The sequence below is a fragment of the Streptomyces sp. NPDC004111 genome (assembly GCF_042874215.1).
Taxonomy (GTDB): Bacteria; Actinomycetota; Actinomycetes; order Streptomycetales; family Streptomycetaceae; genus Streptomyces.
On the sequence record NZ_JBIAMU010000030.1, the window covers coordinates 1 to 25,770 of the forward strand.

The 25,770-nt window shown below is 68.0% G+C and carries 20 protein-coding genes, 2 pseudogenes and 1 CRISPR repeat array (1 of these 23 only partly in view); of the genes and pseudogenes, 14 read left to right on the forward strand and 8 right to left on the reverse strand.

Going from position 1 to position 25,770, the window contains the following annotated elements; translation table 11 throughout:
- Positions 1-1,617: 1,617 nt before the first annotated feature.
- Together ACFYVL_RS40085 and ACFYVL_RS40090 are read right to left on the reverse strand one after the other, a co-directional pair.
- Positions 1,618-1,923 (reverse strand): hypothetical protein, encoded by a 306-nt coding sequence (locus ACFYVL_RS40085; protein WP_389254192.1) that lies wholly within the window; start codon positions 1,921-1,923, stop codon positions 1,618-1,620.
- On the reverse strand, positions 1,920-2,045 hold the full coding sequence (locus ACFYVL_RS40090; protein WP_389254194.1) for a hypothetical protein: 126 nt from the start codon (positions 2,043-2,045) through the stop codon (positions 1,920-1,922). The genes ACFYVL_RS40085 and ACFYVL_RS40090 overlap by 4 nt, the downstream gene beginning before the upstream one ends.
- Positions 2,046-2,216: 171 nt before the next feature.
- Between ACFYVL_RS40090 and ACFYVL_RS40095 the strand changes: the two genes are divergently transcribed.
- A complete protein-coding gene (locus ACFYVL_RS40095) occupies positions 2,217-4,130 on the forward strand; it encodes a DNA/RNA helicase domain-containing protein (protein ID WP_389254196.1) in 1,914 nt (637 codons plus the stop codon).
- Positions 4,131-4,674: 544 nt separating this feature from the next.
- Positions 4,675-5,883, forward strand: coding sequence for an IS256 family transposase (locus ACFYVL_RS40100; RefSeq protein WP_389254381.1), 1,209 nt, complete (start codon positions 4,675-4,677; stop codon positions 5,881-5,883).
- A 295-nt stretch (positions 5,884-6,178) separates the two neighbouring features.
- On the opposite strand, the gene ACFYVL_RS40105 is transcribed toward ACFYVL_RS40100, so the two are convergent.
- Positions 6,179-6,559, reverse strand: a complete 381-nt coding sequence (locus tag ACFYVL_RS40105; protein WP_389254198.1) for a hypothetical protein — start codon at positions 6,557-6,559, stop codon at positions 6,179-6,181.
- Between ACFYVL_RS40105 and ACFYVL_RS40110 the strand changes: the two are divergent.
- Positions 6,455-6,749, forward strand: a pseudogene (locus ACFYVL_RS40110) (transposase); the annotation flags it as partial. The gene ACFYVL_RS40105 and the pseudogene ACFYVL_RS40110 overlap by 105 nt on opposite strands.
- Before the next feature lie 437 nt (positions 6,750-7,186).
- On the opposite strand, the gene ACFYVL_RS40115 reads toward ACFYVL_RS40110, so the two are convergent.
- The gene (locus ACFYVL_RS40115; RefSeq protein WP_389254200.1) at positions 7,187-7,360 is read right to left on the reverse strand and encodes a hypothetical protein; all 174 of its coding nucleotides are present in this window, start codon (positions 7,358-7,360) and stop codon (positions 7,187-7,189) included.
- A 149-nt stretch (positions 7,361-7,509) separates the two neighbouring features.
- Between ACFYVL_RS40115 and ACFYVL_RS40120 the strand changes: the two genes are divergently transcribed.
- The gene (locus ACFYVL_RS40120) at positions 7,510-8,388 is read left to right on the forward strand and encodes a hypothetical protein (protein ID WP_389254202.1); all 879 of its coding nucleotides are present in this window, start codon (positions 7,510-7,512) and stop codon (positions 8,386-8,388) included.
- Positions 8,389-8,516: 128 nt separating this feature from the next.
- Here ACFYVL_RS40120 and ACFYVL_RS40125 read toward each other — a convergent pair whose 3' ends face one another.
- Both ACFYVL_RS40125 and ACFYVL_RS40130 read right to left on the reverse strand, forming a co-directional pair.
- Entirely contained in the window at positions 8,517-8,918 is a 402-nt protein-coding gene (locus ACFYVL_RS40125; protein ID WP_389254204.1) for a hypothetical protein, read from the reverse strand.
- A gap of 269 nt (positions 8,919-9,187) precedes the next feature.
- The gene (locus ACFYVL_RS40130) at positions 9,188-9,430 is read right to left on the reverse strand and encodes a hypothetical protein (protein WP_389254206.1); all 243 of its coding nucleotides are present in this window, start codon (positions 9,428-9,430) and stop codon (positions 9,188-9,190) included.
- A 550-nt stretch (positions 9,431-9,980) separates the two neighbouring features.
- On the opposite strand from ACFYVL_RS40130, the gene ACFYVL_RS40135 reads away from it, so the two are divergent.
- From ACFYVL_RS40135 to ACFYVL_RS40145, 3 genes are all read left to right on the forward strand, one after another.
- Positions 9,981-10,685 carry a hypothetical protein gene (locus tag ACFYVL_RS40135; protein WP_389254208.1) on the forward strand — a complete coding sequence of 235 codons (705 nt, stop codon included), beginning with the start codon at positions 9,981-9,983 and terminating at the stop codon, positions 10,683-10,685.
- 820 nt (positions 10,686-11,505) lie between these two features.
- Positions 11,506-12,036, forward strand: coding sequence for a hypothetical protein (locus ACFYVL_RS40140; protein ID WP_389254210.1), 531 nt, complete (start codon positions 11,506-11,508; stop codon positions 12,034-12,036).
- A gap of 1 nt (position 12,037) precedes the next feature.
- Positions 12,038-12,517 carry a helix-turn-helix transcriptional regulator gene (locus ACFYVL_RS40145; RefSeq protein ID WP_389254212.1) on the forward strand — a complete coding sequence of 160 codons (480 nt, stop codon included), beginning with the start codon at positions 12,038-12,040 and terminating at the stop codon, positions 12,515-12,517.
- A gap of 17 nt (positions 12,518-12,534) precedes the next feature.
- Here ACFYVL_RS40145 and ACFYVL_RS40150 read toward each other — a convergent pair whose 3' ends face one another.
- Positions 12,535-12,750 (reverse strand): hypothetical protein, encoded by a 216-nt coding sequence (locus ACFYVL_RS40150; RefSeq protein WP_389254214.1) that lies wholly within the window; start codon positions 12,748-12,750, stop codon positions 12,535-12,537.
- A 1,882-nt stretch (positions 12,751-14,632) separates the two neighbouring features.
- Positions 14,633-14,851 (reverse strand): annotated as a pseudogene (locus tag ACFYVL_RS40155) (IS5/IS1182 family transposase); the annotation flags it as partial.
- Positions 14,852-15,460: 609 nt separating this feature from the next.
- On the opposite strand from ACFYVL_RS40155, the gene casA reads away from it, so the two are divergent.
- From casA to cas2e, 7 genes are all read left to right on the forward strand, one after another.
- A complete protein-coding gene (gene casA / locus ACFYVL_RS40160; protein ID WP_389254383.1) occupies positions 15,461-20,122 on the forward strand; it encodes a type I-E CRISPR-associated protein Cse1/CasA in 4,662 nt (1,553 codons plus the stop codon).
- Positions 20,123-20,956 carry a type I-E CRISPR-associated protein Cse2/CasB gene (gene casB, locus ACFYVL_RS40165; protein WP_389254216.1) on the forward strand — a complete coding sequence of 278 codons (834 nt, stop codon included), beginning with the start codon at positions 20,123-20,125 and terminating at the stop codon, positions 20,954-20,956. It abuts the gene before it with no gap.
- Between the two features lie 62 nt (positions 20,957-21,018).
- Positions 21,019-22,230, forward strand: a complete 1,212-nt coding sequence (cas7e, locus tag ACFYVL_RS40170) for a type I-E CRISPR-associated protein Cas7/Cse4/CasC (RefSeq protein ID WP_389254218.1) — start codon at positions 21,019-21,021, stop codon at positions 22,228-22,230.
- Positions 22,227-23,045: a type I-E CRISPR-associated protein Cas5/CasD gene (cas5e, locus tag ACFYVL_RS40175; RefSeq protein ID WP_389254220.1), complete on the forward strand. Its 819-nt coding sequence runs from the start codon at positions 22,227-22,229 to the stop codon at positions 23,043-23,045. Before cas7e ends, cas5e begins: the two co-directional genes overlap by 4 nt.
- Positions 23,045-23,767, forward strand: coding sequence for a type I-E CRISPR-associated protein Cas6/Cse3/CasE (gene cas6e, locus ACFYVL_RS40180; protein WP_389254222.1), 723 nt, complete (start codon positions 23,045-23,047; stop codon positions 23,765-23,767). The genes cas5e and cas6e overlap by 1 nt, the downstream gene beginning before the upstream one ends.
- Complete coding sequence (cas1e, locus tag ACFYVL_RS40185; RefSeq protein WP_389254224.1) at positions 23,764-24,717, forward strand: type I-E CRISPR-associated endonuclease Cas1e; 954 nt, start codon at positions 23,764-23,766, stop codon at positions 24,715-24,717. Before cas6e ends, cas1e begins: the two co-directional genes overlap by 4 nt.
- Positions 24,714-25,076 carry a type I-E CRISPR-associated endoribonuclease Cas2e gene (cas2e, locus tag ACFYVL_RS40190; RefSeq protein WP_389254226.1) on the forward strand — a complete coding sequence of 121 codons (363 nt, stop codon included), beginning with the start codon at positions 24,714-24,716 and terminating at the stop codon, positions 25,074-25,076. Before cas1e ends, cas2e begins: the two co-directional genes overlap by 4 nt.
- Before the next feature lie 126 nt (positions 25,077-25,202).
- Positions 25,203-25,770: a CRISPR direct-repeat array (repeat unit 29 nt; unit sequence GTGATCCCCGCGCATGCGGGGGTGGTCCC) (it continues 5,691 nt past the right edge of the window).

The following is a 25,770-nucleotide window of genomic DNA, read 5'->3' on the forward strand; positions in this document are numbered from 1 at the left end:
GCGCGCGGTCTGCTCCGCAGACGCGACGCGGAGCCGCTACGCGGCTCTTCCCTTGATCGCTCCGCGATCAAGGACGCCGGTCCACTCCGTGGCCCTGCGTGCCCAGGGCCGCTTCGCGCCCCGGGCGCCAACCGGCTGATGCCGGTTGTGTCCAGCGCTCCGCGCTGGCAACTCGCCTGCTTCGCAGCCGAGTTGACCCGCTTCGCGGGTGGCTGGCTACGGGGTGGGGGTGGCCGGGGTCGGCGTGGAGCGGATAGGTCCGGCGCAGACCGGACAGGATCCGGAGCGGGCCGCCCCGGGCGGGGCCCTGAGTGTGCGTCAAAACTGTACCCCCGCTGGCTTGTCTCAGGAGCAGGCACATGCACCCCGGGCCCGGACCGCTCTTCCGGTGCGGCCGAAGCGGTGAACCCGCGTACCGGCCAACGGAGTTGAGCAGCCGGGGGCGGCGCTGCCCTCCCTCGGATCCCTGGGGCCCGCTACACGTTCACCCTGCCGTTTTCACCGGGATTCGGCGCCCGCTTTCAGCGCCCACTCGGCGTCCCGGGTTCAGCCCACCCGCCCCCTCTCACGCCACGCACCGTGGCACCGCCGCTGAAAGCGGAACGCCGAACCGCTGAAACACCAACGCCGAGCATCACCGGCCGGTGGCCGCGCGGACCTCGGGCCCGGATTCCGGCCGCGCCCCGCGCTCCCCTCCTGACACCCACCGAGAAACCACTACACGCCCCCTCAGAGGCCCCGGAACACCACACCGGCACCAGGGCCGGTAGCGGGTCACAAGCCGTCAGAACGCCGCACACGGCGTGCTGGTGGGGGCGGGAGCGCAGCGACTGCACCCGACCCGGACGTGACCTCACGAATGGGCGGGTTGTCTCGTCGGAGTGGTGAAGGCCGTTCCCGGCACATGGCATAAACGAAGGAGTAGATGGTGAAGCGCGCTACATCGCTTTCTAAGATCAACAGGATCGGTCTGGCCTTGGGTACTGCCACCACTATCGTCGTCGGGTTCAGCAGCGCTGCTCACGCGGACGGGACCAACGTCATGACAGCCTCCCCTGCCCAAGCTGCCAGGGCCTACAAGTGCACCAACTGGAAAACAGATGCCCGTGGTTGGACCGCCGACTGTCAGGTCTTCTGGGGCGAGGCTCGCGCATATGTGGGGTGTACCGACGGTTCGTCGCACTTCGGACGATGGATGGGGCCAGGTAACTGGAAGTTCGGCATGAGCTGCGGCCGCAGCCTGATGGGCGAGTGGGGCCCGGAGTGGAGGAGGTAGCGCCTCTGCACGCCCTGCGGTCCTGCACCTAGCGAGGGGTCCGGCCGCCGCCGTGTTCGCTGCGGGCGGCGGACGGGAGCGTGGGTCTCTCCCCCAAGGGGGGCGACACGGCCCGGCCGGGGCGGGACGCTGCACAGAAAGCCATGACGGGGTCAACCCGGTCCGCCGGCCCCACGCGCGCACACCGCGGCGCACTCATGGCAGCAGGGCCCGTGCTCTTCCGGTCCCCCGAGAGTGTGGGTCCTGCCCCTGCTCGCTGCTGTGCCAGGACGTCCCGCAGGTACTCGGGCGAGTCGACCGGGCCGCACACGACCGCCTTACCCGGAAAACGACAGCGCACTTCACCAACCTGGCGACACCCGTTCCTTCAACAACACCGCCCACCCGGGCCCAACAGCAGTGCAACCACCTGACGCCCACCCGGTGAAAAAGACACGACGCGCATCAGTACCGGGGTCAGTGCCGGACGGCTGGACGGTGATGTGGACGTTGCCGGTGTGCAGGACGAGCGCGGCGTCGTCCGCGACGGCCAGGACGCCGTCCCGGGCAGCCGAGGGGGTGGGCGCCAGGTCGATTCCGAGGTCTGGGTCGGCAAGGTTCAACTGGCGGTACTCCACCAACACCGCGACGGGGCCGCTGAGGGTCATGTGCCGTTCACCCAGAACGCGTCGCCGTCGAGGAGTCGCGGGTCCTGGCAACTCTTCTCGACACAGCGGGGATCGACGATCTCGTCGAACTCGACGCGCCAGGTTAGGTCGGTCCCCTTCATCCCCACCTCTGTTCCCCCGGAACCGCGGCCGCAGACTCAAGTCGACCTTCATCTGGAATCAGCCTTTGTTGGAACAGCAGATGAGCCGGGCGTCAGGTCGTGGTGCTGGTGAGGAGATACTCGCGTTAATAATCGATCTAGGGACAGGGGCGAAGAGTGACTAGCGGGGGCGTGTGGGCTGATCTGGAGGCGTACTGGCCAGCGCAGCGGTTGCTGCGTGATGCGGACCGGCTGCTCGGCAAGATCGAGCAAAGTTACCGGGACGCCCACCCGAACGGAGAGGACCCCTCGACGGGGGATGTGGCCTCGTGGCGGGAAAGTCTGTACGAACTGGCGACCGCGCTGGCCGACGAGGGGCTCGGCCAGGTGTGGATGTTCGTGGAGTACCGCGTTGATCAGCGCATGAACCCCATCGATGTGGTGCTCGCCGGTGTGCACCCGTCAGGCGGCCTGAGCTACGCCGTTTTTGAGCTGAAGCAGTGGGGCGACATCCACCGCCCGCAGCTAACCCCGACCATGGGCCTGTGCCCGGTATGCCGTACTCCGGGCACGGTCTTGCTGTGCCAGTCATGTGCCACCGGCCTCGTCTACGCACCGTTCTACGGGAAGCACAAGAAACATCCGGCCGTGCAGGTGTACGACAACATGGTGGACCTGCGGAAGTACCACAGCATGTTCGACGACCGGTACGTCAAGCTTGTCGGCGCCGCCTACCTGCACGAACTGAAGAGGCAAGACGCCCAGTGGATCAGCATGGTGGGCCCGCACGGGAACATCCCGACGTTCACCGCACGCCAGCCTGCCGCCCTTCGCACGTTCCTGCGCACGCACTTCAGCACGGAATCCGGTGCCGAAGCGTCCGAGTCGCTGCTCACGGGGCGGCGCTCCGGAAGCCTGCTGTCCGATGACATGGGGGCGATCGCCAACGGCCACACCCGGTTCAGCCTCGTGGAAAACCAGCGCAAGGCCGTCGATGCAGTGATGGACAGCGTCACCTCGGTGTCGCCTGCGGCGAAGAAGGTTTACGTCGTCAGTGGCCGGGCCGGCAGTGGGAAGTCCCTTGTTGCCCTGACCCTGCTCGGCGAGGCACGGGCCAAGGGGCATCGCGCGAGCTACGTATCCGGTGGGGCGGCATCCTGGGACAACTTCAGGCGTGGCGCCCGCGGGCACGGCAAGGCCTTCGAAACCCTGAACAGGATCGCTGACAAGCGGGTCCCAGACGAGCTCGACCTCCTGCTGTGCGACGAGGCACACCGGTTGCCGGAGCGGCCGTTGAAGGGCTCCTTCCACATGCGTGACGGCGAGTCGTCAGTGGCCGTCGTCGTCAGCAGGGCACGGGTACCTGTGTTTTTCATCGACGGGGATCAGCGCCTGTTCGCCAATGAGATCTGGACACCCGACGCCCTTCGCAGGGAGATCGCCTGCCTCGGGGCGGAAATGGTCCCCATCCACTTGGACCGTGTGCTGCGCGCCGTCGGAAGCGCCACCTACGACACGTGGGCCCAACAACTGCTGCACGGGCAGCCAGTGCCGTGGGACACAGGCGATCAGGCGGATCCCGAACCGTTCCAGTTGTACTACACCGACCGGGCCGCGCGGATGGAAGAGTTCCTCCGTGCCACTTCAGAAGATCAGGCCAGTGCCAGGATCAGCGCGGGGATGTGCTGGGAGTGGAACGACCTAAGCGGCACCGTCCCCGAAGTCGCCCCCGAGCCAGAGTGGGCGCGGCCCTGGAACGCCGGTGACAATCACAAGACGCCGGGCGTTCCGAAACGCAAGTTCTGGGCGACGCACCCTGGAGGCTTCGGCCAGATTGGCTGCGTTCACACCGCGCAGGGCCTGGAGTACGAGTGGGGTGGTGTGATCATGGGACCTGACCTCACCCGAGGCGCCAACGGGTGGGTGGTGCACCGCGAGCATGTGAAAAGCAAAGCCCGTGACATCAGCACGGACGACGACCTGCTGCGGGCCATCCTCAATGCATATGGGGTGCTGATGTCGCGTTCCATCCGGGGAACGGTGCTGTACTCGGTCGATCCGGCCACCCGGGAGCTGTTCGCCGACCTCGGCGTGCCGAAGCTCTGAGCAACTGGCGGCAGGAAGCGAGTCGGTGGGCCGAAGCCCGGTCGCATGTCCTGCCGCCATACCTTCATCATGCCGTGCCGAGGAGGAGCTGCACACCGTCTGGGCAGGGCTCAACTCACCGACGCCCACCTCCAGGCCCCACACGGTGGGCCGGAAATGACTCTCCCTGTGCCCGGCAGTCACCATTTTCCCTGCCGGACGGGCGGATGCGGTGGGGCATGGCCCGGGAAGTATGTATGGAACTAAGTGACGAGGCGGCTGAACTGCCAGCCGTACGGCACTCGATACAGGCCAGTTCCGGGTATCTCCCCAGGATCCGGTCGCCCGACAATCGTCACTCAACGTGCATTTTCTACGGAAAAGTGTGAGCCAGAACCACAACCCGTGAACAAGGCCAGCGGGCGAGGCGAGTGTCCAATAGACGGCGGATCCGATGATCAAGGAGACGCCTGAAGTGAGCGAGACCATCACCGAGCACGAGGCCGGGCAGGAGCCGGTCGTCGAGCCGGTCGCGGAGGCCGTGTCGGACGAGCAGTTGATCGCGATGCTGGTCGACCGCGCCCGGACGGACGGGCTGCAGTTGACCGGCGAGGGCGGGCTGCTGCAGCAGCTGACCAAGCGGGTTCTGGAGTCTGCCCTGGAGGGCGAGATCACCGATCACGTCGGCTATGACAAGCACGACGCGGCAGGACGGAACAGCGGCAACTCACGGAACGGCACTCGGTCGAAGACGGTGCTGACCGATGTCGGGCCGGTCGAGGTGAAGGTGCCCCGCGACACCGCCGGCACGTTCGAGCCGCAGCTCGTAAAGAAGCGGCAGCGCCGGTTGACCGGGGTCGACGAGATGGTGCTGTCGCTGTCCGCGAAGGGCCTCACGCACGGGGAGATATCGGCGCATCTCGCCGAGGTGTACGGGGCGGAGGTGTCCAAGCAGACCATCTCCACGATCACCGATGCGGTGATGGAGGGCATGGCCGAATGGCAGGCCCGCCCACTCGATCGCGTCTATCCGGTGGTCTTCGTGGACGCCATCAACGTGAAGATTCGCGATGGCAAGGTCGCCAACAGGCCAATCTATGTCGCCATGGCCGTCACGGTCGACGGCACCCGGGACATCCTTGGGATCTGGGCCGGCGACGGCGGCGAGGGCGCCAAACACTGGCTCCAGGTCTTCACCGAGCTGAAGAACCGCGGAGTTGAAGATGTCCTGATGCTCGTCTGCGACGGGCTGAAGGGCCTGCCGGACGCGGTCGAGACCGTCTGGCCCCGGACTGTGGTTCAGACGTGCATCGTTCACCTGATTCGCAACAGCATCCGCTACTGCGCTCGGCAGGACTGGGACAAGGTCGCCAAGGATCTGAAGCCCGTCTACACCGCACCGAGCGAGGCCGCCGCGACCGAGCGGTTCCTGGAGTTCTCCGAGAAGTGGGGCGGCAAGTATCCGGCCGTGATCAAGCTGTGGTCGGACGCCTGGGCCGAGATGGTGCCCTTCTTGTCCTTCGACGTCGAGATCCGCAAAGTGATCTGTTCGACGAACGCGATTGAGAGCGTGAACGCCCGCATCCGCAAGGCTGTCCGGGCACGCGGCCACTTCCCCTCGGAGGGCGCCGCGTTGAAATGCGTCTACATGGCGCTGATGAGCCTGGACCCGACCGGCAAGGGCCGACGTCGCTGGACGATGCGCTGGAAGGCCACGCTCAACGCCTTCCAGATCGCCTTCGACGGCCGCCTCACCCCCACCAACCAGCGATAACTCAACAACCAAGATCAGCCGTTGACTGGACAGACCCCCCCAGACGGTCCTCCGGAGAAGGAACAGCATGGTAGGTCGCGCACCTGTTGCACCCCGGGAGACCGCCGGCCGCAACGTTGCAACAGCCTCCTCGGCCGGACGCACACAGGCGGCAACGCCCGAGATCCAGCTCAGCGGGATGCTGCTGAGGCTGCCGGTGTTGCCACGACGGGAAAATCGGCAACACCGATGCCAACCCCCTGGTGGGCGATGCGGCCGTGCCGTCAGCCGCACCGCCCCTGGGGCTGCCGCCCGGTCACCCCGCGCACGGCCGTGTACCGGGCCGCTCCCCGGTCGACGGCCAGGTCTGCAGGAGGTAGTACTCGCCGGAGTCGTCGTCCGGGTCGGTAGTGTCGAGGGCTTGTGCATGGGCGCGCCCCTGGTTGTGGAGGCGCAGGTGGTAGGTGCCGGGGCCGTACGGGGTCAGGGTGGGCAGGTCTTCGAGGGGGCCGTCCTCGTAGCCGTAGACCACGAGGGTGCCGGTGGTGGAGGTGAAGGTCGCCTCGATACTCCGCTTCCCCGGCGCTGAGGACGTGCCTTCGCGAAGACCTACGGGGCCAAGTGGCCCAAAGCCGTCGTCAAGACCACCGATGATGCGGAGGAACTGCTGGCGTTCTACGACTTCCCGGCCGAGCACCGGATCCACCTGCATCGAGTCGACGTTCTCCACGGTCAAGCTGCGCACCAAGGTCACCCGCGGGGCCGGCAGCCCGGCCGCGGCCCTGGCGATGGTGTTCAAGCTGGTCGAGTCCGCCCAGGACCGCTGGCGCGCGATCACCAACGCCTCCCTCGTCGCCCTGGTCCGCTCCGGCGCCAGGTTCGAAACGGCCTCCGGGTCGAGCGCGAGGAGGCCACCGCAGCCTGATCGCACGTCACTCCATCCGACGACAGCTTCTCGACAACGTCCGCAAGCGGGACGGCGACTGACCGACGAACGGTGGGCGCAGCTCGATGCGCTGGGCATGCGGTGGACGGCAGGCACGGCCAGGAGGAACACGAAGTGACCAGCGGCAACACGATGAGCCTGGGCGCGTACCGCAGCGGGCCGGTGGACCGGGCGGCGAACAACGTACGTTAGGAATAGTTCGGGTGTCTCATGGGCCCTGATGTCTCAGTTGACGGTGGCCCCGCAGGTCTTCGCGACCTAGCGACGCGAGGGTGGAGGTGTCGCAGAAGATGACGTCAGAAGTTATGCGCTCGTGACCTTTCGGTCCTCCCGCGGGGGAGGACCCACTCATGCGGCATACGAATCCCGAGGAACGGATCACCCTTCTCCGGTGATCGCATGCAGCAGCGCGACAACGGCGATCGCGAGGCTGAGGGCGACCGTAAGTCCGGGGTAGTGGACAGCGAGCGCGAACACCGCCGCCGCGATGAGAGCGATCAGCAGCCAGCGCATCGGCAGCCGATCTCCCTGCCCTCCGCTTCCTGTGCTCATGGAGTCCTCTTTCTGACCGAATCTGACTGTGCCAGCGCATGCGCGGAGCAAGTGCGACCGAGGCAATGCCCCTCGGTGGAACCAGACTTGACCATGGCCACCCCGCTGACCAGTGTTGCCAGGGGCTCATACTTGGGGAGAGGGCTCACGTGACGAGAACGACAGAGGAAGGGCCTGATGAGAGGCCTTATGAGGAAGTCTTCGGTGCTGGCGAGGAGACGCTGACCGTCACTCTAAAAGACGGGGCCGAAGCCTGTTTCGGCACCGATGGGGCGGTCACGGTCCGGGCTCCGATGGCTGTCGGCCTGGTGTGCGTGGCCGAGTTCAAGCCCGTGGGCGGCCGACTGCACCTCACCCGCCAAGAGGTGACGAGCGCTGCGGGTGAAACCGACATCAAACCCGACGCTGTGGCCTTCACTCTGAAGCAGCTCCGAGCGGATGCCCGGGAAGCGTTCGACGTGGCCTGGGACAAGCGCGGCGCGGCCTTCGCGGAGCGGAGGATCCGGGCCCTGCCACGGCAGGGCGTGAGCCGTGACGAGGAGCAGATCTTCCAGGCAGCGATCGTCTATAACCTGGCGCTTCTCTTTGGGAAAGACCCCACAAAGACGGTCATGGAGCGCTTCGGATGCTCCAAGGCAACGGCCAAACGCTGGGTGGGCAGAGCGCGCGACGACCTGAAGCTCATCAAGAAACCTGATGAGCTCAAGAACAGGGGCTTCCCCGAAGACGAGATCCCCTGGCTCGAAGCGGACGATCCGCAGTTCATGGCGAACTTCGTCAAGGTCATGGACGAGATGGCCATGATCATGCCGCCCCGCATGTACCACTTGGTGCGGGGAGCGATGTTCATAGAGATGCTCAGCCAGGTCATGGATGGCGAGGGCAGCGGAGGTGAGGGCGCCGATGAGGAGATGCGTTCGGTCGCCCAGCAGTTGCTGTATGCAATAACCGGCACCACAACGCTCGCAGACGAGGACAACGACGCGACGCCCGCAGCGCCGAGTTCCTCCGCGCAGTCCGCAACGTGAGCGGACGGCATCCCCTCCGAGCCACTCGTCCCGTACCAGCGAACGTCCCCAGTCGCGTACGACTCCGTCGTGCACCATCGCGTACAGACCTATGTGCCCAGAAGCGTTTTCGAGCTGGGAGGCTTGCGTCAGCTGCCCTGGGCGGGGACGACGGCCAGCCGCTGGCGGCTGCCGAGCTTCTTCTTCAGCGCGAGGTTCTCCGCATAGAGGTTCGCGGCAACCGTGGCCAGGGCGTCGAAATTTCCCTGGGTCTCGGTAACTTGGGCTTGGGCCTCCCGCAGCTGCTTGCGGAGGTTGGCGATCGTCTCGTCCCGCTGGGCCTCTCCGGGGGTCCGCAGGACCGGGCTGGCAACCTGGGCATCCCACTCGGCCAGGATCTCCTCGGCCCGGTGGACGGTTGCATGGCTGACCTTCGCCTCACGGGCGAGGTTTTCTTTGGTGAGGGCTCCGTCGGTGTATAGGGGCTCGCCGGCCAGCAGCCGGACCATGGCTTCCCGCAGTTTCGTCTCGGTGACGGTGGACACCGGCATCAGAGATCGCCTCCGTTCTCCTTGAAGGTCCGGGTGATCAGCCGGACGTCCGTCAGTCGCAGTTCCAGGGACTCCATGCGAGGAGGCGCCAAGCGCCTCTCGGTAAGGGGGGTGACCAGGTCCTTCTCCTCGGCCAACCAGATCGGTGCGTGAGCGCGGGTGATGGTCGAGTTGCGGCACTTGGCGGGCTGGCGCGGCCCCTGGCCACGCTGGGCGTCCGGGAGCCCTTCCTGGCGAGGGCCTCGGGGCCGGTGGCGGGCACCTTCTTGTCAGCGGTCGACGACGTCCTTGTCGAGGTCGCGGTGGACGAGGTCGACGGTCAGGTGGCGGTCGGTGAACTCCTGGGCGGCCTCGGCCAGTCCGTACAGGGCGGCCTGGACGACGTCGCCGGAGACCACCGCGCGCAACGCCAGTGCCGTCGTCGCGGCCCTGTGGCGCCCGCCGACGCACTGGGTGACGACCGTGATGGGGGCGGGCGTCGGCCTGGCGAGGTACGCCTCGATCTGCAGCACGTCGCCACGAGCAGGGGGCGGATGCCGGGGGTGTCCATCACGGTGTCGCGCACCGCCTTCTCGTGGGCGGTCTGCCCGCGCAGTTGGGGGCTGACCCGGTACGGGTCGGCGAAGTGTGTCCGGAGGTCGAGGGCGATGGTGGCACGGTCCAGGATGTCGGCGTACGAGCCCTCGGCACTGTCGTGCAGGTGGCCGATGGACACGATCGTGACGTCGGCCGGGGCCACACACGGCGTCCAGGTGGGGGCGGGAGCGCAGCGATCGCACCCGAATCCATGAAGCCGCCCCAAACCCCCGAGGAGCGTCTTGTACTGCTGCCCCGCTCTTTTTCCCAGGGGTGGCGGTACAGGAGGCTGTGAGGGGGTTGTCTGGGTTTTTCAGGGGGCTTACCACGGGGGTTGACCAGGGGGAATGCGTCCGGGGCGCCGAAGGGGTGTCACCCCTCCTGTCCTACCCCCTGTCTCCCCTCCTGCCGCTCCCCCTGTCCACCCTCCTATGCGGAGGCTCCTAGGCCACCGCCCGCCCCACCCCTGCCCCCGGAGAAGCCACCATGAGCGAGTCCTCCCGCCCCCTGTCCATCCATGTCGACGGGCGCGAGTTCGTGAGCCGTGAATGGATGGCCCGGTACGCCGGGGCCAGCAAGGGAGCCGTGGCCACCTGGTACAAGAAGCGCGACGAGCAGCCCGAGGAGTCCCGCTTCCCCGAGAAGGCGCACAAGGTCGACCGGGTGGACTACTTCGACCGCGAGGCCTTCGAGCGGTTCCACGCCGCGCACATGGCGCGCAAGGAACAGGCGGTGCTGCCCGCCGCCCCCGAACTGCACACCGGCGACCCCGAGGAGCTCGTACCGCTCCGAGAGGCAGCCAGGATGCTCGGATTCTCCAACGGGTCGGTCATCCGCAAGTACCTGTCTTCCAACTCCGGTTACTTCCCCGAGCCGACCGGGACCGTCATTGTCGAGGGAGGGCAGAGCGCACGGGCGTTCCGCCGCAGCGACCTCCAGAACTTCGACAACCGCCGCACCGGCGACAACACCGGGGCCGCCGGACGCCCGAAGGGCGGGCACCCGGCGCGAGGTATCTCGCCGAAGGTCGAGCAGCGCATCGCCGTCGCCGAGGAGTACCTGAAGAAGATCGGCGGATGGCGCCGCGGCGCCGGGGCCGCACTGGCCGCCCGCCTCCAGGAACCCGAATGGAAGTGGAACCGCGCCGTCGCCGAGGCCCGCGCCCGGCTCGCGGAGCGCGACACCCACTGACCACGGCAACCGGGGCCATGGTCAGTACCCGCCCCGGCAACGGACCACGGAATTTGCGGCACTGACCACGGGGGTGCCGCACTGACCACGGGGGCGCCGCACTGACCACGGGAATGCGGCAGCTGACCACGGGAATTGAGTCCGTCTCATAATCGTGGTCAGTACCTGGTGGTAAGCAAACCGGTAAGCCCGGCACGGGAGATTGACGGCACGCCAGCACTGCCGCCCCCTGCTCCCCGGAGCCCTCCCGTGCACTCCCCCGCGCCCGCCCCACCACACCCGCACCACCAGGCCGCGCCGCGCCCCTGCCCCCGCCGGTGCCGTCCCGTGCCGGAGCGCCCGGCTGCGCCCGCCGCTCGCGGCACCACCAGGCCAAGCCCCCTTCCGGCCCTATGGACCCGCGCCCGACGAAGGGGCGGGGGGCACGGTCCGCACGCGGCCGGGCGTGGACGGGGACCACCCGCACCGTCCACCGGCCCCGGCCCCTCTGCTGGCTTTTGCTGCCGCCCGCCCCGACCGGCCTGCCGGTTGCAACGAGGGCCCGCCCGGATCCCCGCCCGGCGCCCGCCCCCACCGCCGCGCACTTTAAGAGATAGCAGCAGGCCTCTGAACTGCGCTTTTGCCGGAGATATATTCACCAGCATGCATAGATCGATGCTCCCGCACCCCGAGATCCATTCACGCTGCGCGAATACATCGCATCCGTCAAGCAGCAGCGGCACACCGGTGAATGGAACGCGGCGGAACATAGCCCAGAAGCGATATTCCGAGGCTGTCATCCAAGGAAAGAGCCGGTTGCAGTGGTTCAGCCCGCACCACCATGCCCCGCCCCGCGGGGCCGCTGCCCTCGCTGCCCCCGCTGGCCGCCCCCGCCCAGACCAGTGCACCGAGCGCATCGTCCGAGCAGAAGCTGGTCGAGGCGCTCGCCCGGATCAGCCGCACCGGCGGCAGCTACCAGTTCGCGCCCCCGCCCCGGCCCTACGAGTTTTCCGGCCAGACCCACCTCAACGCCTCGCAGGAGATCACCCTCCACCTGTGGCGCTTCCGGCTGACCACGACCGCCCGCGATGTGCTGGACCACCTGGCCGTCACCCACGACGAGCACGGCATCGTCGCCGTCGCCCAGAGGGTGCTCGCCGCCTACTTCGGGTGCAGCCAGGCGAAGATCAGCCGGGCACTCGCCCAGCTGTCGCACCACCACTTCGTCTGGAAGGTGCGGCGCGGCCAGTACCAGCTCAACCCCCGCTACGCGTACCGCTTCAGCAGCCGCAAGCACGCCGTACTGATCGCCCGGCTGGGAGAAGCGACACTGAAGGAACACGCCATCGCGATCCCCGAGACGAGGGTTTGAGATGAACGAGCCGCCGATCGCCAGCGTCCACAACCCCGCCATCTGGGAGCAGTTGCCGAACGCGAAGCTGACCTCCACCGCACGCGACGTCTTCGACATCCTCACCGCCCGCCAATCCCCCGGCGGCGAGGTCCGCATCAAACAGAGCGAACTCGCCGAGCGTCTGGGGATCCCGCCAAGCACGGTATCGCGGGCGATGAGCGAACTGCGCGACCGCGGCCTCATCGACGCCCGCACCCGGCACGGGCGTGTTCTCATCCACCCGCTGTTCGCCGGATACGAGTCACTCGCCCACATGGTCCACCACATCCAGGACCCCGACACCTTCATCTGGCCCCTCCACTTCGACTCCGGCGACATCCGCCCGCCCCGCCGCAACGACCCCCGCACCGGAACCAGCTTCGACCCCAACCCCGGCCCGGACCCCGACGGCGGCGCACCCGCACCCACCCCACGCCCCGACCTGCGCCTCGCGGGCTGACCCCGGCCGCCCGATCGTCAGCGGCAGATCCAGTGACTGCCACCCGCCGGGTACCTGCAGTGCTCACCGGACGGGCGGGTCACCACGACGGCGCCGCCCCCGTACGAGACACGGTCGCCCGCCGCAACGAACACCGGCCGGTCCAGGCCGACATGGAAACCCGAGTCGAGCTGGAACCCGCTGACGAGCAGCATCCGCGGCACCGGAGTGACTCCGTCGAAATCAAAACGCATGGGCCCAGCATCCCCAACGCCCCCGTGCGACCGCGACGGGTTTCCCGCCCCCAGGGCTGCACCAGCCAGCCCCTGGCCAAGATCACCCGCCCGAGGGGCGGCATGCACAGGCGGCAGCACCGGAGAGGCCCCGCCTTACCAAATAGAACACCTGCGCGAACATGAGGGCATGGCAGGCAGACCCACACACACCCAGGCAGCACCCCGTACCCGGGTGCCGCCTCCCGTGCGTGTGGCGCTGCCGGACGGCGAGGTGCGGGCGCTCCTGGCCCGCCAGCAGCAGACCGCCCGCGGCACCTGGGTCTGCACAGTCGCGCTGCGGGCATGGGCAAGCCGGGCCGCCAGCACCGGCGAGGACCTGGTCGAGATCGACGCCCCCGCCGCTCGGGTCGGTAGGGTGCCCGGCGTCTCCTACGACGGGGTCCCGGTCCTGCGCGCCCCGCGCCCCACCGCACCCCCGCCCCCGCCGTCGGCTCCGCGCCGGGTGCCCGCGCCGCCCCCCGGCACCCGAGCCGCCGGATGCGCTCGCTCGGCCTGGCTGGCGCCGTCCGCGGGAAGACCCAGAACCACGGTCCCCAACCCGGCCGATTCCCGGGCCCCGGAACTGCTGGGCAGCAACTTCACCTCTCCGGTACCGGACCAGAAGTGGATCACCGGCTTCGCCTGCGTCCCCACCTACGTGGCGTCCAACGTGCACTGCTTCTCCCAATCGAAGACATCCGGCCCTCGACCGGCAGCGTCGGCGACGCCTACGACGGCTCTGCAAGGCCGAGTGCATCCGCACCAAGGTCTTCCACGACGGTCCCTGGAAAACCGTCTCCGACGTCGAGTACGCCACCGTCTCAGGGGCCGAGTGGTACAACAACCGCCGTCTGCAGGGAAGCCTGCGCATGACCAGCCCCTCCGGGTACGAGGCAGCACACCACGCTGACACAGAATCACGAGCCGACTGATCACCGGCCCCACAAACCACCGGCAGGAAAGTCGGAACGGTTCAGTGATCCCGGCTAATCTCTTGCGGTAACACAAGAGACTGTGTGGTCCCCGCGCACGCGGGGGTGATCCCTGGGGATCTCTAGCGCGTATCTGCTCCCCGCCCATGCGGGGCTCGTTGTTGAGGCTCAGGAAGCCGCCGCCCTCAGCTGTCCGCTACCGGTAGTCCGTTAAGCCCGGCGGCAGAGATCGAGGGGTCTTCCGGCGGTGACCGCGTCGAGGAGGGCTTGGAGTTCGAGCGGCGGGTCATGGCCGGTCCAGGCCCGCCACCAGCGGGCCAGACTGATCGCCGGGTTGAGCTAGGAACGGACGGCGCGTAAGGCCCTGGGCCAGCAGGGCGGTTGGGGCTGGTGGGGCGCGCCGGCTCCCCTCTCTGTGCCCTTGGCGGGGCAGGGGCCCGGTGCGGTGGCGTCCAGCGGTCCGGACGGGGCAAACCACTGGTACCAGCAGAAGGAGAACGCGCAGTTGACCAGAGTCCGGTGGCGGTGGATGGCTCTCTCGGAGCGGACCTGGAAGTCGGCCCGGCCGGGTTCGTCCCTGATCTGTTCGTAGCTCTGCTCGATCCGCGGCCGAAGCCCGTAGATCCGGACGATCTCGGCGAGTCGGCGGGCGGGTACGTGCTGGTGACAGCGCGCGGAGCGTCAGGGTGGGGCAGGTTGGTGGTCAGGTACCAGGTGGCCTTCTCCGGCAGGGTGCCCGGGTCGGTGGTGGCTACGACCAGCACGGGCTCTTGGAGCCGTAGCCGCCCAGGCGGGCGTCGGCGGCCCGCCAGGTCTCGGTGTGCCCCTCGCGACATCCTCGTTCAACCGGCCTCCACCCGCCCGGATGGCCGGGACCGGCCCCGGCCAGAGCGCGGGCGGCGCCGATCGGGGTGTGTGGCTCGTCGGCTCGGGCCCAGCTGCCGCGGCGCAGCTTGAGCGCCACCACGGCCGAAGAGCGGAGCGAGTTGGCGCAGCGTCAGGTTGGTGCGCCAGTACGCCGCAACCAGCCGGTCCTCCAGCGTCAGGCTCCACGGCCGTCCACGCCGCGGCTCATCCGAGACCTCGCGCCGCACGACGGCGATCAGCTGGCCGAAACCACGCGAGCTCAGCCCGGTGAACGGGGCTATCCGGACACCTCACGAAGCCGTGACCAGGTATTACGGAAAACTTTCAACTGGGGATCTCAAGCGCGTCAGACTTTCGGGCGAAGATTCTTTTCCAGATCACCACTCGTAGCTGCCGCGCGTACGTAGGCTGCTGCCTGTCAGCCCTCGCAGCGCGCCCGTCCACGCAAAACGGCCGGACCCGCTGCGCCTCCCCATGCAGCGAGGAGGCCGGGTCCGGCCTGTTCCCACAAACCAGCGACCGAAGGAACTCAGCCATGGTATTACGTCCAAGTCGCCGCTCGGATGACCCGTCCGAGCCGTTCACCGCTCCGTACGCCGTGCTCGCAGCGCTCCTCGCCGCCTGCCCCGCTACGCCTTCTCCGTACGCACCGTGGGTGTGGGGTGCCGTAGTGGTCGTGGTCATCGTTCTGGTGATCGCGTCGCCGCAGTGGGGAGGACGCCGGGCCTGACGGCTGTGCTGCGGTCGGCGTCAAGGATGCGCAGTGCCGACCGCCTGCGCCAGGCGGTCGGCTTCCCTCTACGCCGCTCTACACCGTCCGCCGCCAGTCCCCCTATTCTTTTCGCCTTTACCGTCTCTGTGAGGGCTCGGACCTGTCCCATGTACCCGTGATGCCACCATCCCCAGAGGGTGGAGCGCCCTTCGCTCGACTCTCCCAGCCCGCCCGCACTGCTTGGGCGAAGCATGACCGCAAGACCGACGGTCACCTGCCCCTGTGGAGACACCTGGCCGACACAGCAGCTGTGGCCGGGAAACTCTGGGATGAGTGGCTGCCTGCCCACGTCAAGTCCCTTGTCTCCGAAGACCTTTCGGGGAACGAAGCTGACGCGCGGCGCCTCGTGGTGTTCCTCGCGGGAGTTCATGACGTGGGCAAGGCGACGTGTGCCTTTGCGTGTCAGGTCCCCTCGCTCGCGGACTCCATGCGTACCGCCGGCCTGGAAATGCTTACCGCCGCGCAGTACGCGACGGATCGCCGCTTGGCTCCACACGGGCTCGCCGGGCAACTGCTGCTTCAGGAATGGCTCGACGAGCGTTACGGCATGAGCGCGCGGGTGTCCGGCCAGTTCGCGGTCGTGGCGGGCGGACACCACGGCACACCGCCCGAACATCAGCAGATTCACGATCTTCAGCTCCGCCCCTGGCTGCTGCGGTACCCGGGCGATGCCGAGGAGCTCTGGCGCAGCGTGCAGTACGAGTTGATGGACGGCTGTGCGGAACTAGCGGGCGTTACAGAGATGTTCGCGGAGTGGGGGGGCGTACGGCTTGCCCAGCCGGTGCAGGTGGTCCTGACAGCAGTTGTGATCCTTTCGGACTGGATAGCCAGCTCTGCCGAGTTGTTCCCCTACGATCCTCACTCTTGGCAACCGGTCAGCGCAGCCGGTGAGGCACGCCGTGTCCGAGCTGCCTGGGCGGGACTCGACCTCCCCGGCCCGTGGGCACCCGCGGAGCCGGACCAGTCCGTCGAAGCTCTGTTCGCCGAGCGGTTCGCTCTCCCTGCCGGCGCGAGGGTTCGACCGGTTCAGGTTGAAGCCGTGCGCAAGGCACGCGAGATGGAATCCCCCGGGCTGCTGATGATCGAAGCCCCCATGGGAGAGGGGAAGACCGAAGCTGCATTCGCAGCGGCGGAGATCATGGCCGCAAAGAGTGGGGCCGGTGGGCTTCTCGTGGCGTTGCCCACCCGCGCCACGGTGGATGCCATGTTTCCTCGGCTGCTGGGCTGGCTTCATCGGCAGCCTTCCGACGGCTCGTGGTCCGTGGTGCTGGCGCATGCCAAGGCGGCACTCAACGAGGTCTGGTCCGGATTCATGCATCGCGGGCATCGCACCATCACCGCGGTCGAGTTGGACAGGTCGGAGCAGTTGAGCCCGGTACGTTCTCCTCGCTCCGAGCCTGCTGGATTGCAGGCTCATCAGTGGCTGCGGGGGCGGAAGAAGTCATTGCTCGCCTCGTTCGCGGTGGGGACCATCGATCAGGTGCTCTTCGCCGGGCTCAAAAGCCGGCACCTGGCGCTGAGGCATCTGGCCGTGGCGGGCAAGGTCGTCATCATCGACGAGGTGCACGCCTACGACGCGTACATGGGCCGATATCTCGACCGCGTCCTGGAGTGGCTCGCCGCATACCGCGTACCGGTGATCATGCTCTCGGCGACGCTTCCGGCGGGGCGCAGGCAGGCACTCGCGGCCAGCTACGCGGGAACGTCGTTCGAGGACAGTGCCGTTGAGCAGGATCCTGACGCCTATCCGCTGGTCACTGCCGTGGTTCCCGGCGCCCCGATCCGGTCCGTACGACTTCCTGCCGCGTCGGAGCGTCGGACCGATGTGGCGTTGGAACGCATGGATGACGGCCTTGACCAGCTCGCCGATCGTTTGACGCACGAGCTCCGGGACGGCGGCTGCGCGCTGGTCGTACGGAACACCGTCCAGCGCGTACTGGACACCGCAGACGTCCTGCGCGAGCGGTTCGGTGCGGAGAACGTGACCGTCGCCCACTCCCGGTTCCTGGCCGCCGACCGAGCCGCCCGGGACGCCGAACTGCGGGACACCTTCGGTCCGCACGGCAAACGGCCCCAAGGCGCGCACATCGTGGTGGCGAGCCAGGTGGTCGAGCAGTCTCTCGATGTGGACTTCGATCTGCTGGTCACTGACCTGGCACCGGTGGACCTGATGCTCCAGCGGATCGGAAGGCTGCACCGACACCCGCGGCGACGCCCGCCGCGGCTGGCCCAGGCGCGCTGCCTCGTGACCGGTGCCGCTTGGACATCGGACCCGCCACAGCCCGCGCCCGGATCGGAGTTCATCTACCGGCGGCACGCTCTGCTGCGTACGTTGGCCGTACTCGGGCCGTGCCTCGACGGCGAACCACTCGTGCTGCCCGACCACATCAGCCCGCTGGTACAGGCGGCCTACGGTGAGGGCGAAGTCGGCCCACCGCAGTGGGCGGAGCACTTGAGTGCGGCGCGGACGGAGCACTTCCGCCATCTCGCGGACAAGCGTCAGAAGGCGGAGGCCTTCCTCCTCGGACCCGTCAAGCGGGCCGGCCGTCCGATCTACGGCTGGCTCGGGGCCAACGCCGGGGACGCCGACGACAATCCGGCGGGCCGGGCCCAGGTGCGCGACAGTGAGGAGAGCCTGGAGGTACTGGTCGTTCAGCGGCTGCGTGACGGCTCGCTCGCCACCGTGCCCTGGCTGACGCAAGGGAGGGGCGGTCTGCCACTGCCCACGGACTTCCCGCCCGAGCGGCGTGCTGCCGAAGCCGTGGCAGCGAGCGCGATCACGCTGCCACGGCTGTTCACACATCCCGGGGCGATCGATCGGACCATCGATGAGCTGGAGCGTTTCCTCATCCATGGCTGGCAGGTGAAGGAATGTCCCTGGCTGGCAGGCGAGTTGGTGATCGTTCTGGACGTGGATTGTCAGACCCGCCTGGCAGGCTACGACCTCCGGTACAGCCGTGACGACGGACTGCGGGTAAGCAGTGGCTTTGAGCCGCCGCGCCCCGCGACCGTGCCATTGGCTGCGAGCAAGCCTACGGAGGATGGCGAACATGATCAGAAGCCGGCCCGCGCTATCGCTGCCGCCGACCCCGGCAAGGAGCTGAGCCTGGTGTCACAGGAACCTGTTCCGCCGCAGGGCCCGCCCTCTTTCAACCTCGTGTCGTCAGCCTGGTTGCCGGTCCAGCGCCTCGACGGGAGCACGTCCGAGCTGTCGCTCCTGGAGGTGTTCGCCCAGGCTCCGGACGTACGACGTCTCGTCGGTGATCTGCCCACACAGGATTTCGCTCTGCTGAGGCTGCTGTTGGCGATCGTCCATGATGCGGTCGACGGTCCTGCAGAACTCGACGACTGGGCGGAGCTGTGGGAATCGGACGACCCTTTCAGCGTCATTCCCGACTATCTCAACCGGCATCAGGACCGCTTCGACCTGCTCCATCCCAAGAAGCCCTTCTACCAGGTCGCCAATCTGAGCACGGCGAAGGACGAAATTGCCTCCCTCAACCGGCTCGTCGCCGACGTGCCCAACGGAGAGCAGTTCTTCACCATGCGCCGCACCGGCGTGGACAAGCTCTCTTTCGCCGAGGCCGCACGCTGGCTGGTTCACGCACACGCCTTTGACCCCTCGGGGATCAAGTCCGGGATGGTGGGCGATCCCCGGGCCAGGTCCGGCAGGGTGTATCCGCTCGGTGTGGGTTCCGTCGGCAATCTCGGCGGCGTCTTCGCCGAGGGCAGTACCTTGCAACAGACCCTGCTCTTGAACCTGATCGCCTCCGACGAAGGCGTCGTCGAGCAGCAGAAGAACGACCAGCCCGCCTGGCGCCGCCCCCCGTCCACGGCAGCCGCATCCGACGCCGAACGGCTCGCTGGCGGCCCCACGGGGCTGCGTGACCTTTACACCTGGCAGTCCCGGCGGCTGCGCCTGCACACTGACGCAACCGGTGTGACCGGCGTCGTCCTTGGCTACGGAGACCCGTTGGCGCCGTACGCGCCGTGGAAGCTGGAGCCCATGTCCTGCTGGCGGCGCAGCACGGCGCAGGAGAAGAAGCAGGGGCGGCCGCTGGTCTACATGCCGCGCCAGCACGATCCGAGCCGGGCAGCGTGGCGGGGGCTCGGCGCCCTTCTTCCCGCAAGGCGCTCAGGCTCGGAGGACACCGGGCGCGGCATCCCTGAGTCGCTACCCGCCGGGATCGTCACTTGGTGTTCGATGCTCGCCTCGGAGGGTGTGCTGGATCAACGGTCACTGATCCAAGTGCGGCTTGTGGGCGTGGTGTACGGCACACAGCAATCCGTCGTGGACGAGGTGGTGGACGACTCGGTGGTCCTGCCCGTGGTCCTCCTGCACGAGGAGAACCCGGCTTTTGGCGCCACGGCGATCGACGCAGTGCACGATGCACAGGGCGCGGTCACGGCACTGGGGCAGCTGGCCGGGAACCTGGCGCGTGCTGTCGGCTCGAACCCTGACCCGGCGAGCAGCAGCGCCCGCGATCTCGGGTACGGCGCGCTCGACGGACCGTACCGGAGGTGGCTCGCCGGACTGCGTCCGGACGTTGATCCGCAGGAAGCCCGGACCCTCTGGCAGGCCACCGTCCGGGAGAACGTCGTAGGGCTCGGACTGAAGCTGCTCGACTCCGCGGGGCCCGTCGCGTCGGAAGGACGGATGGCCGATGTCCCCGGCTCCGGTCGCCAGTGGGTCAATGACGCCCGTGCGGAGCAGTGGTTCCGAAGGCGGCTGAACCAGGTACTTCCCTGCCCGCAACGAGAATCGGACGAAGGTAGCTGAATGACCACCGTCATGTCGTCATCATCCGAGAATGCACCGAAGGGACCGTCGAGCGGTGGCTTGCGCCGCCCTTCCCTGAAAGCCCCGGGACAGGCGGTCGACCGCTGCATCGGGCGTCTTCAGGCTCTGTACCGGCAGGACAACTCCAGTGCCGTGGCGGCGCTGGCCCGTCTGCGGCGCGGCATCGGCAAGGCCGCACACGAAGCCCCGGAAAGCTGGGGCAACGACGGCCTGGAAGAACTGTCCACGATCCGGGCGGAACGCGAGGGCGCCGGCCCAGCCGGGGCGGGAGACGATGCCTCGGCGAAGTACTACTCCGCCGATGAGCGCCGGTGGAGCGTCCGACGCGAGCAGGCCGAGGAAAGGGCCGTATTTCTCGCGATCACACTGTGGGCTCTCCACCAGCAGTCCATTCGGGATGCCAACATGCACGGCCATGACTGGGGGCTTGGCCGGTCCGTCCGGTACTTGGCGCAGGGGCCACTGACTGCGGCATCCTTTGAGGCCGCAGCAGTAGCCGACACGAGGCTGAACGAGGAGCTGAACGAGGCTCTCCGTAAACGGTTCGTCCGGATCGGCACATCCACATCGTTCGAGATGCTCGGGGTGAGACTGCGCGAGGTGGTGCTTCTGCTCCGAGGGGCCCGGGTCCCGCTTGACTACGCACGCCTGGCCGATCAGCTCTCCGACTGGCAGGACCCGCCCCGGCAGGCCGAGGTCCGTCGCACCTGGGGCCGTGACTTCCACCTGTCCTCGCGTCGCAGCACCCGTGACAGCAGCGGCACTGCGGGCGACAAGGACGGTATGGACGCCCTACCCGACACCGGCGATTAGAGACCGGTAACGCTTCTGATCGGCTTCACCTCACCCGTTGGCACACCGAGAGGGAACTCCCGTTGACCCGCACCATTCTTGACATCCACATCCTTCAGTCCGTACCGCCCAGCAACCTCAATCGCGACGACACCGGCACCCCCAAATCCGCCCTCTACGGCGGTGTGCGTCGGGCCCGCGTATCCAGCCAAGCGTGGAAGCGAGCCACACGGAAGGCTTTCGCCGACCTGCTCCCCTCCTCCGAACTGGGTGTCCGGACGAAGAAGGTCGCCGATGCGCTCGCCGAGCACATCACCGCACTGGAGCCCTCGTTGGCGGCATCCGCAGCCGTGGAACTGGCCGCGGAAGTCATGCGGGCCGCCACCGGTTCCAAGGTCGACGTGCCCAAGCGCAGGGCCAAGGACGAGGCGGGAGAACGCGAACCGGGCCCCGAATCCTCGTACCTTATGTTCCTCAGCGGTCGCCAGCTCGCAGCGCTGGCGGCAATCGCGCTGGAGCGCAGCCCCGGCGGTGACCTCAAGGCCTTCAAGGAAGCTCTGAAGGACAAGGAGTACAAAGCCCGTATCAAGAGTGCGGTCGACAGTCGTCACTCCGTGGACATCGCGCTGTTCGGCCGTATGGTCGCCGACTCCGCCGGCCTCAATGTCGAAGGTGCCACTCAGGTCGCCCACGCGATCGGGGTGCACCCGTCCGAGATCGAGTCGGACTACTACACGGCGGTGGACGACCGCAACGCCGACGACGAATCCGGAGCCGGAATGATCGGCACCATCGACTTCAATTCGGCGACCCTTTACCGCTATGCCGCTGTCGACATCGACGAACTCCACCGCAACCTCGGCACCGGGCTCCAGGAGAACGAACAACCGACGACACCGGCGCAGAAGGCGGCGAGCGCCTTCCTCGAAGCGTTCATCACCTCCCTGCCCACCGGGAAGATCAACACGTTCGGCAACCACACCCTGCCAGCCGTCGTGATCGTCAAACTCCGCGACAAACGACCCATCAGCTTCGTCGGCGCGTTCGAGGAACCAGTGCCCCAAGGCACGGAAGGCGGCTACGTCCGGGAAAGCTGCAAACGCCTCGCGGCCTACATCCCCGACCTTGAGCGCCAGTTCGACGTCGCGGACGACCAGCCGACATGGGTCTTCCGCGTGGGCGAGGAAACCCGGGCACTCGCTGCGCTGGGCACTGAGGTGACCCTCGGCGCCCTGGTGAATGCCGTCGAGGACGCCATCGCCCAGCGTCTGGGATCACCGGGGTCGGCAGCATGAGTGTGCTGCTCCTCCGGCTGGCGGGCCCTCTCCAGTCGTGGGGGTCCGCCGCCCGGTTCGCTCGCCGTAGCACCGAGAACGCCCCGACCAAGAGTGGCGTCCTCGGCCTGCTCGCTGCGGCCCTGGGCCGCAGCCGGGAAGAGGATCTCTCCGACCTCGCAGCTCTGCGGTTCGGCGTACGGATCGACCAGCCGGGCTCCCGGCTGAGGGACTTCCACACGGCCCACCACAGCGACTCCGGCCGGGCCATGCCCCTCTCCGAGCGGTTCTACCTGGCCGACGCGGTCTTTCTGGCAGGCGTCGAAGGCGACGCCGACCTGCTCCACCGGCTCTACGAGGCACTCCTCGCACCGCACTTCCTTCCGTATCTCGGCCGCCGTTCCTGTCCGCCCTCGCGCCCCGTCACCATCGGCCGGCCGCAGAACACCGCCCTGGAACAGGCGCTGAGGGAAACCGAGTGGCAGGCCTCCGCCTGGTACGTCAGGCAAACCCGGGCGCGGCGGAGCGACGCAACAGCAGCCACCGCAACGCCGACCCTGGACATCCTGATCGACAGTCCTCCCTCCGAAGTCCCGGACTTCTCCGTGCGGGACATCCCGCTGAGCTTCGACCCGAAGCACCGCCAGTACGGCCTGCGAGGCGTCCGCACCCACCAGACCCAGACCCCCGCAGCCCCACGCCCCTCCGCGACACCCCATCCAAATCCCTCGCCCCACGATCCGACCCATGGGCTCCCGCCAGCCGGCAGAACGACTGCACGCCCCAAGCCCTCGTCGACGCCACCACCGGAATCCGGACTCCCGAGGATCCACTGATGTATCTGACCCGCTTCCGCTTCAACACCGCCCGCTCCGGGGCCCGTCGGCTGCTCGGTTCGCCCCACCTGCTGCACGGTGCCGTGAACATGGCATTCCCCGTGCGACCGGCCCGCGACGGCGAGGGCCCGCGCGTCCTGTGGCGCGTCGACCGCGACCACCAGTCGCAGGTCCAGCTGTACATCGTCAGCCCCGCCCAGCCTGACCTGACCCATCTCGTCGAGCAGGCCGGCTGGCCCACCTTGGCCGAACCGGGATGGGCCACCTTCGCCTACGACGGTTTCCTCGGCGCGCTGGCCGCCGGAGACACCTGGAGTTTCCGGCTCACGGCCAACCCGGTCCACAACATCCGCCTGCCCCAGGACAAACCGGGTGACCGCACCCGGCGCACGGCCCACCGCACACCGCGTCATCAGATGCGCTGGCTGCTGGAGCGGCAGGAAAGGGCAGGCTTCGAAGTGATCCGCAAGGCCGCCGACCAACAGCTGACCGAGTCCGGTGACGCACACGAGCTGATAGTCCGGGACCAGGTGCCACTCCAGTTCCACCGCCCGCCGACCGAACGCTCCCGCCAGGACGTCCGCTTCACCCGGGTGACCTTCGACGGACGACTGCGGATCACCGAGCCCGACGCCTTCCGCCGCACCCTCACCCAAGGGCTCGGAAAGTCCAAGGCATACGGATGCGGGCTGATGACACTCGCCCCGGTGAGCAAGCCATGAGCACCGTCGGACGCAGGCCGACGTCCACGCCCCGCGAACTCACCCGGGCCGGAGACCGGGTGTCCTTCCTCTACCTGGAGCGGTGCACCATCCACCGCGACGACAACGCGATCACCGCGACGGACGCGGCCGGCGTGACCCATGTGCCCTCGGCGACCATCGGCACGCTGCTCCTCGGCCCCGGCACCCGAGTAACGCATCAGGCCATGGCCCTGCTCGGAGAATGCGGCGCGGGCGTGACCTGGGTCGGCGAGTTCGGCGTCCGCTTCTACACAGGCGGCCGTGCCCTCACCCGCTCATCAGGACTGATCGAAGCCCAGGCCACAGCCTGGGCGAACCGACGCACCCGACTCGAAGTAGCCCGCGCGATGTACCGGCTCCGCTTCCCCGATCAGGACCCCGCCGGTCACTCCCGCCAAGAACTCCTGAGCATGGAAGGACACCGGCTCAAAGAGTGCTACCGCCGTGAATCAGCCCGCACCGGGGTCCCCTGGCGACGCCGCGACTACCACCGCGACAACTTCTCGGCCGGCGATCCGCCCAACCAAGCAATCACCGCCGCCGCCCAGTGCATGTACGGCGTCGCCCACTCCGTCGTCTCCGCCCTCGGCTGCTCCCCCGGCCTCGGCTTCGTACACTCCGGCCACGAGCGGTCCTTCGTACTCGACGTAGCTGACCTCTACAAAACAGACGTAGCGATCCCGGCCGCGTTCGACGCAGCCTCCGAGGGAGCGGAAGACGTCGCCTCCCGAACCCGCAGAGCACTGCGCGACCGCATCAACGAAACCCGCCTGCTTGACCGTTGCGTCCGCGACATCAAAAACCTGCTCCACTACACGGGAACCCGCGAGACAACAGAGACCGACCAGGACCGCATGTCCTTGCACTCCGACGGCGACACGCACGTCGAAAGCGGGCGCAACTACGGCACAGACGAGCCGATCTGGTGACGGTCATCGTGCTCGCCAACTGCCCGCCGGGCCTCAGGGGCTTCCTCACCCGCTGGCTCCTGGAGATCTCCCCCGGCGTCTTCCTCGGAGCACCCACAACCCGTGTACGAGACATCTTGTGGGCGGAGGTCCGCCAGTACTCCGGCCAGGGCCGCGCCCTGCTCGCCTACCAAACCGACACGGAACAAGGTTTCGCCTTCACAACACACGACCACGCCTGGCACCCGGTGGACCACGAGGGCCTGACCCTGCTCCACCGGCCCTCACCACACGCCCCTCGTCCAGACGGCAAGGGACCGACGCCCCCTCGCCAAGGATGGAGCAAGGCATCGAAAAGGCGCCGGTTCGGCGGCCGGTGACAGCAGCGGAACCTCATTCTCGACGAACCTCACAGCGCGAAAATACACTAAAGGAGCAGTATGTCGGACTCTGCGGAAGTAAGTAAAAACTGCTGTTCCGAAGCATAAACACCCAGGCCGGCTGCTGTGATCCCCGCGCATGCGGGGGTGGTCCCTGGGGGCTCGGCTCATCGCGGCCGGCCATGATGTGATCCCCGCGCATGCGGGGGTGGTCCCCACTTCCGCTTCACCAGCGCGTCCCGGGAGATGTGATCCCCGCGCATGCGGGGGTGGTCCCTGCTTCGCCTGCGCGACGCGCGTGGCGAGGGTGTGATCCCCGCGCATGCGGGGGTGGTCCCCCTCTGGGAAGCCGCCTGACCGCTGATCCGGTGTGATCCCCGCGCATGCGGGGGTGGTCCCCGCCGCTTCGTGGCCGTCGATGCCGCGCGCCAGTGATCCCCGCGCATGCGGGGGTGGTCCCGCACTCGTCATCGTTGTCGGGGTTGCGCTTCAGTGATCCCCGCGCATGCGGGGGTGGTCCCGTGTCGAGCGGCATCTGAGTGGTCGTCAGGGTGTGATCCCCGCGCATGCGGGGGTGGTCCCGCGGCGCACGCGGCTCCTCCGCCAAGACCCAGGTGATCCCCGCGCATGCGGGGGTGGTCCCGTCGGGCCGATGACCTGCATCAATCCGACGCTGTGATCCCCGCGCATGCGG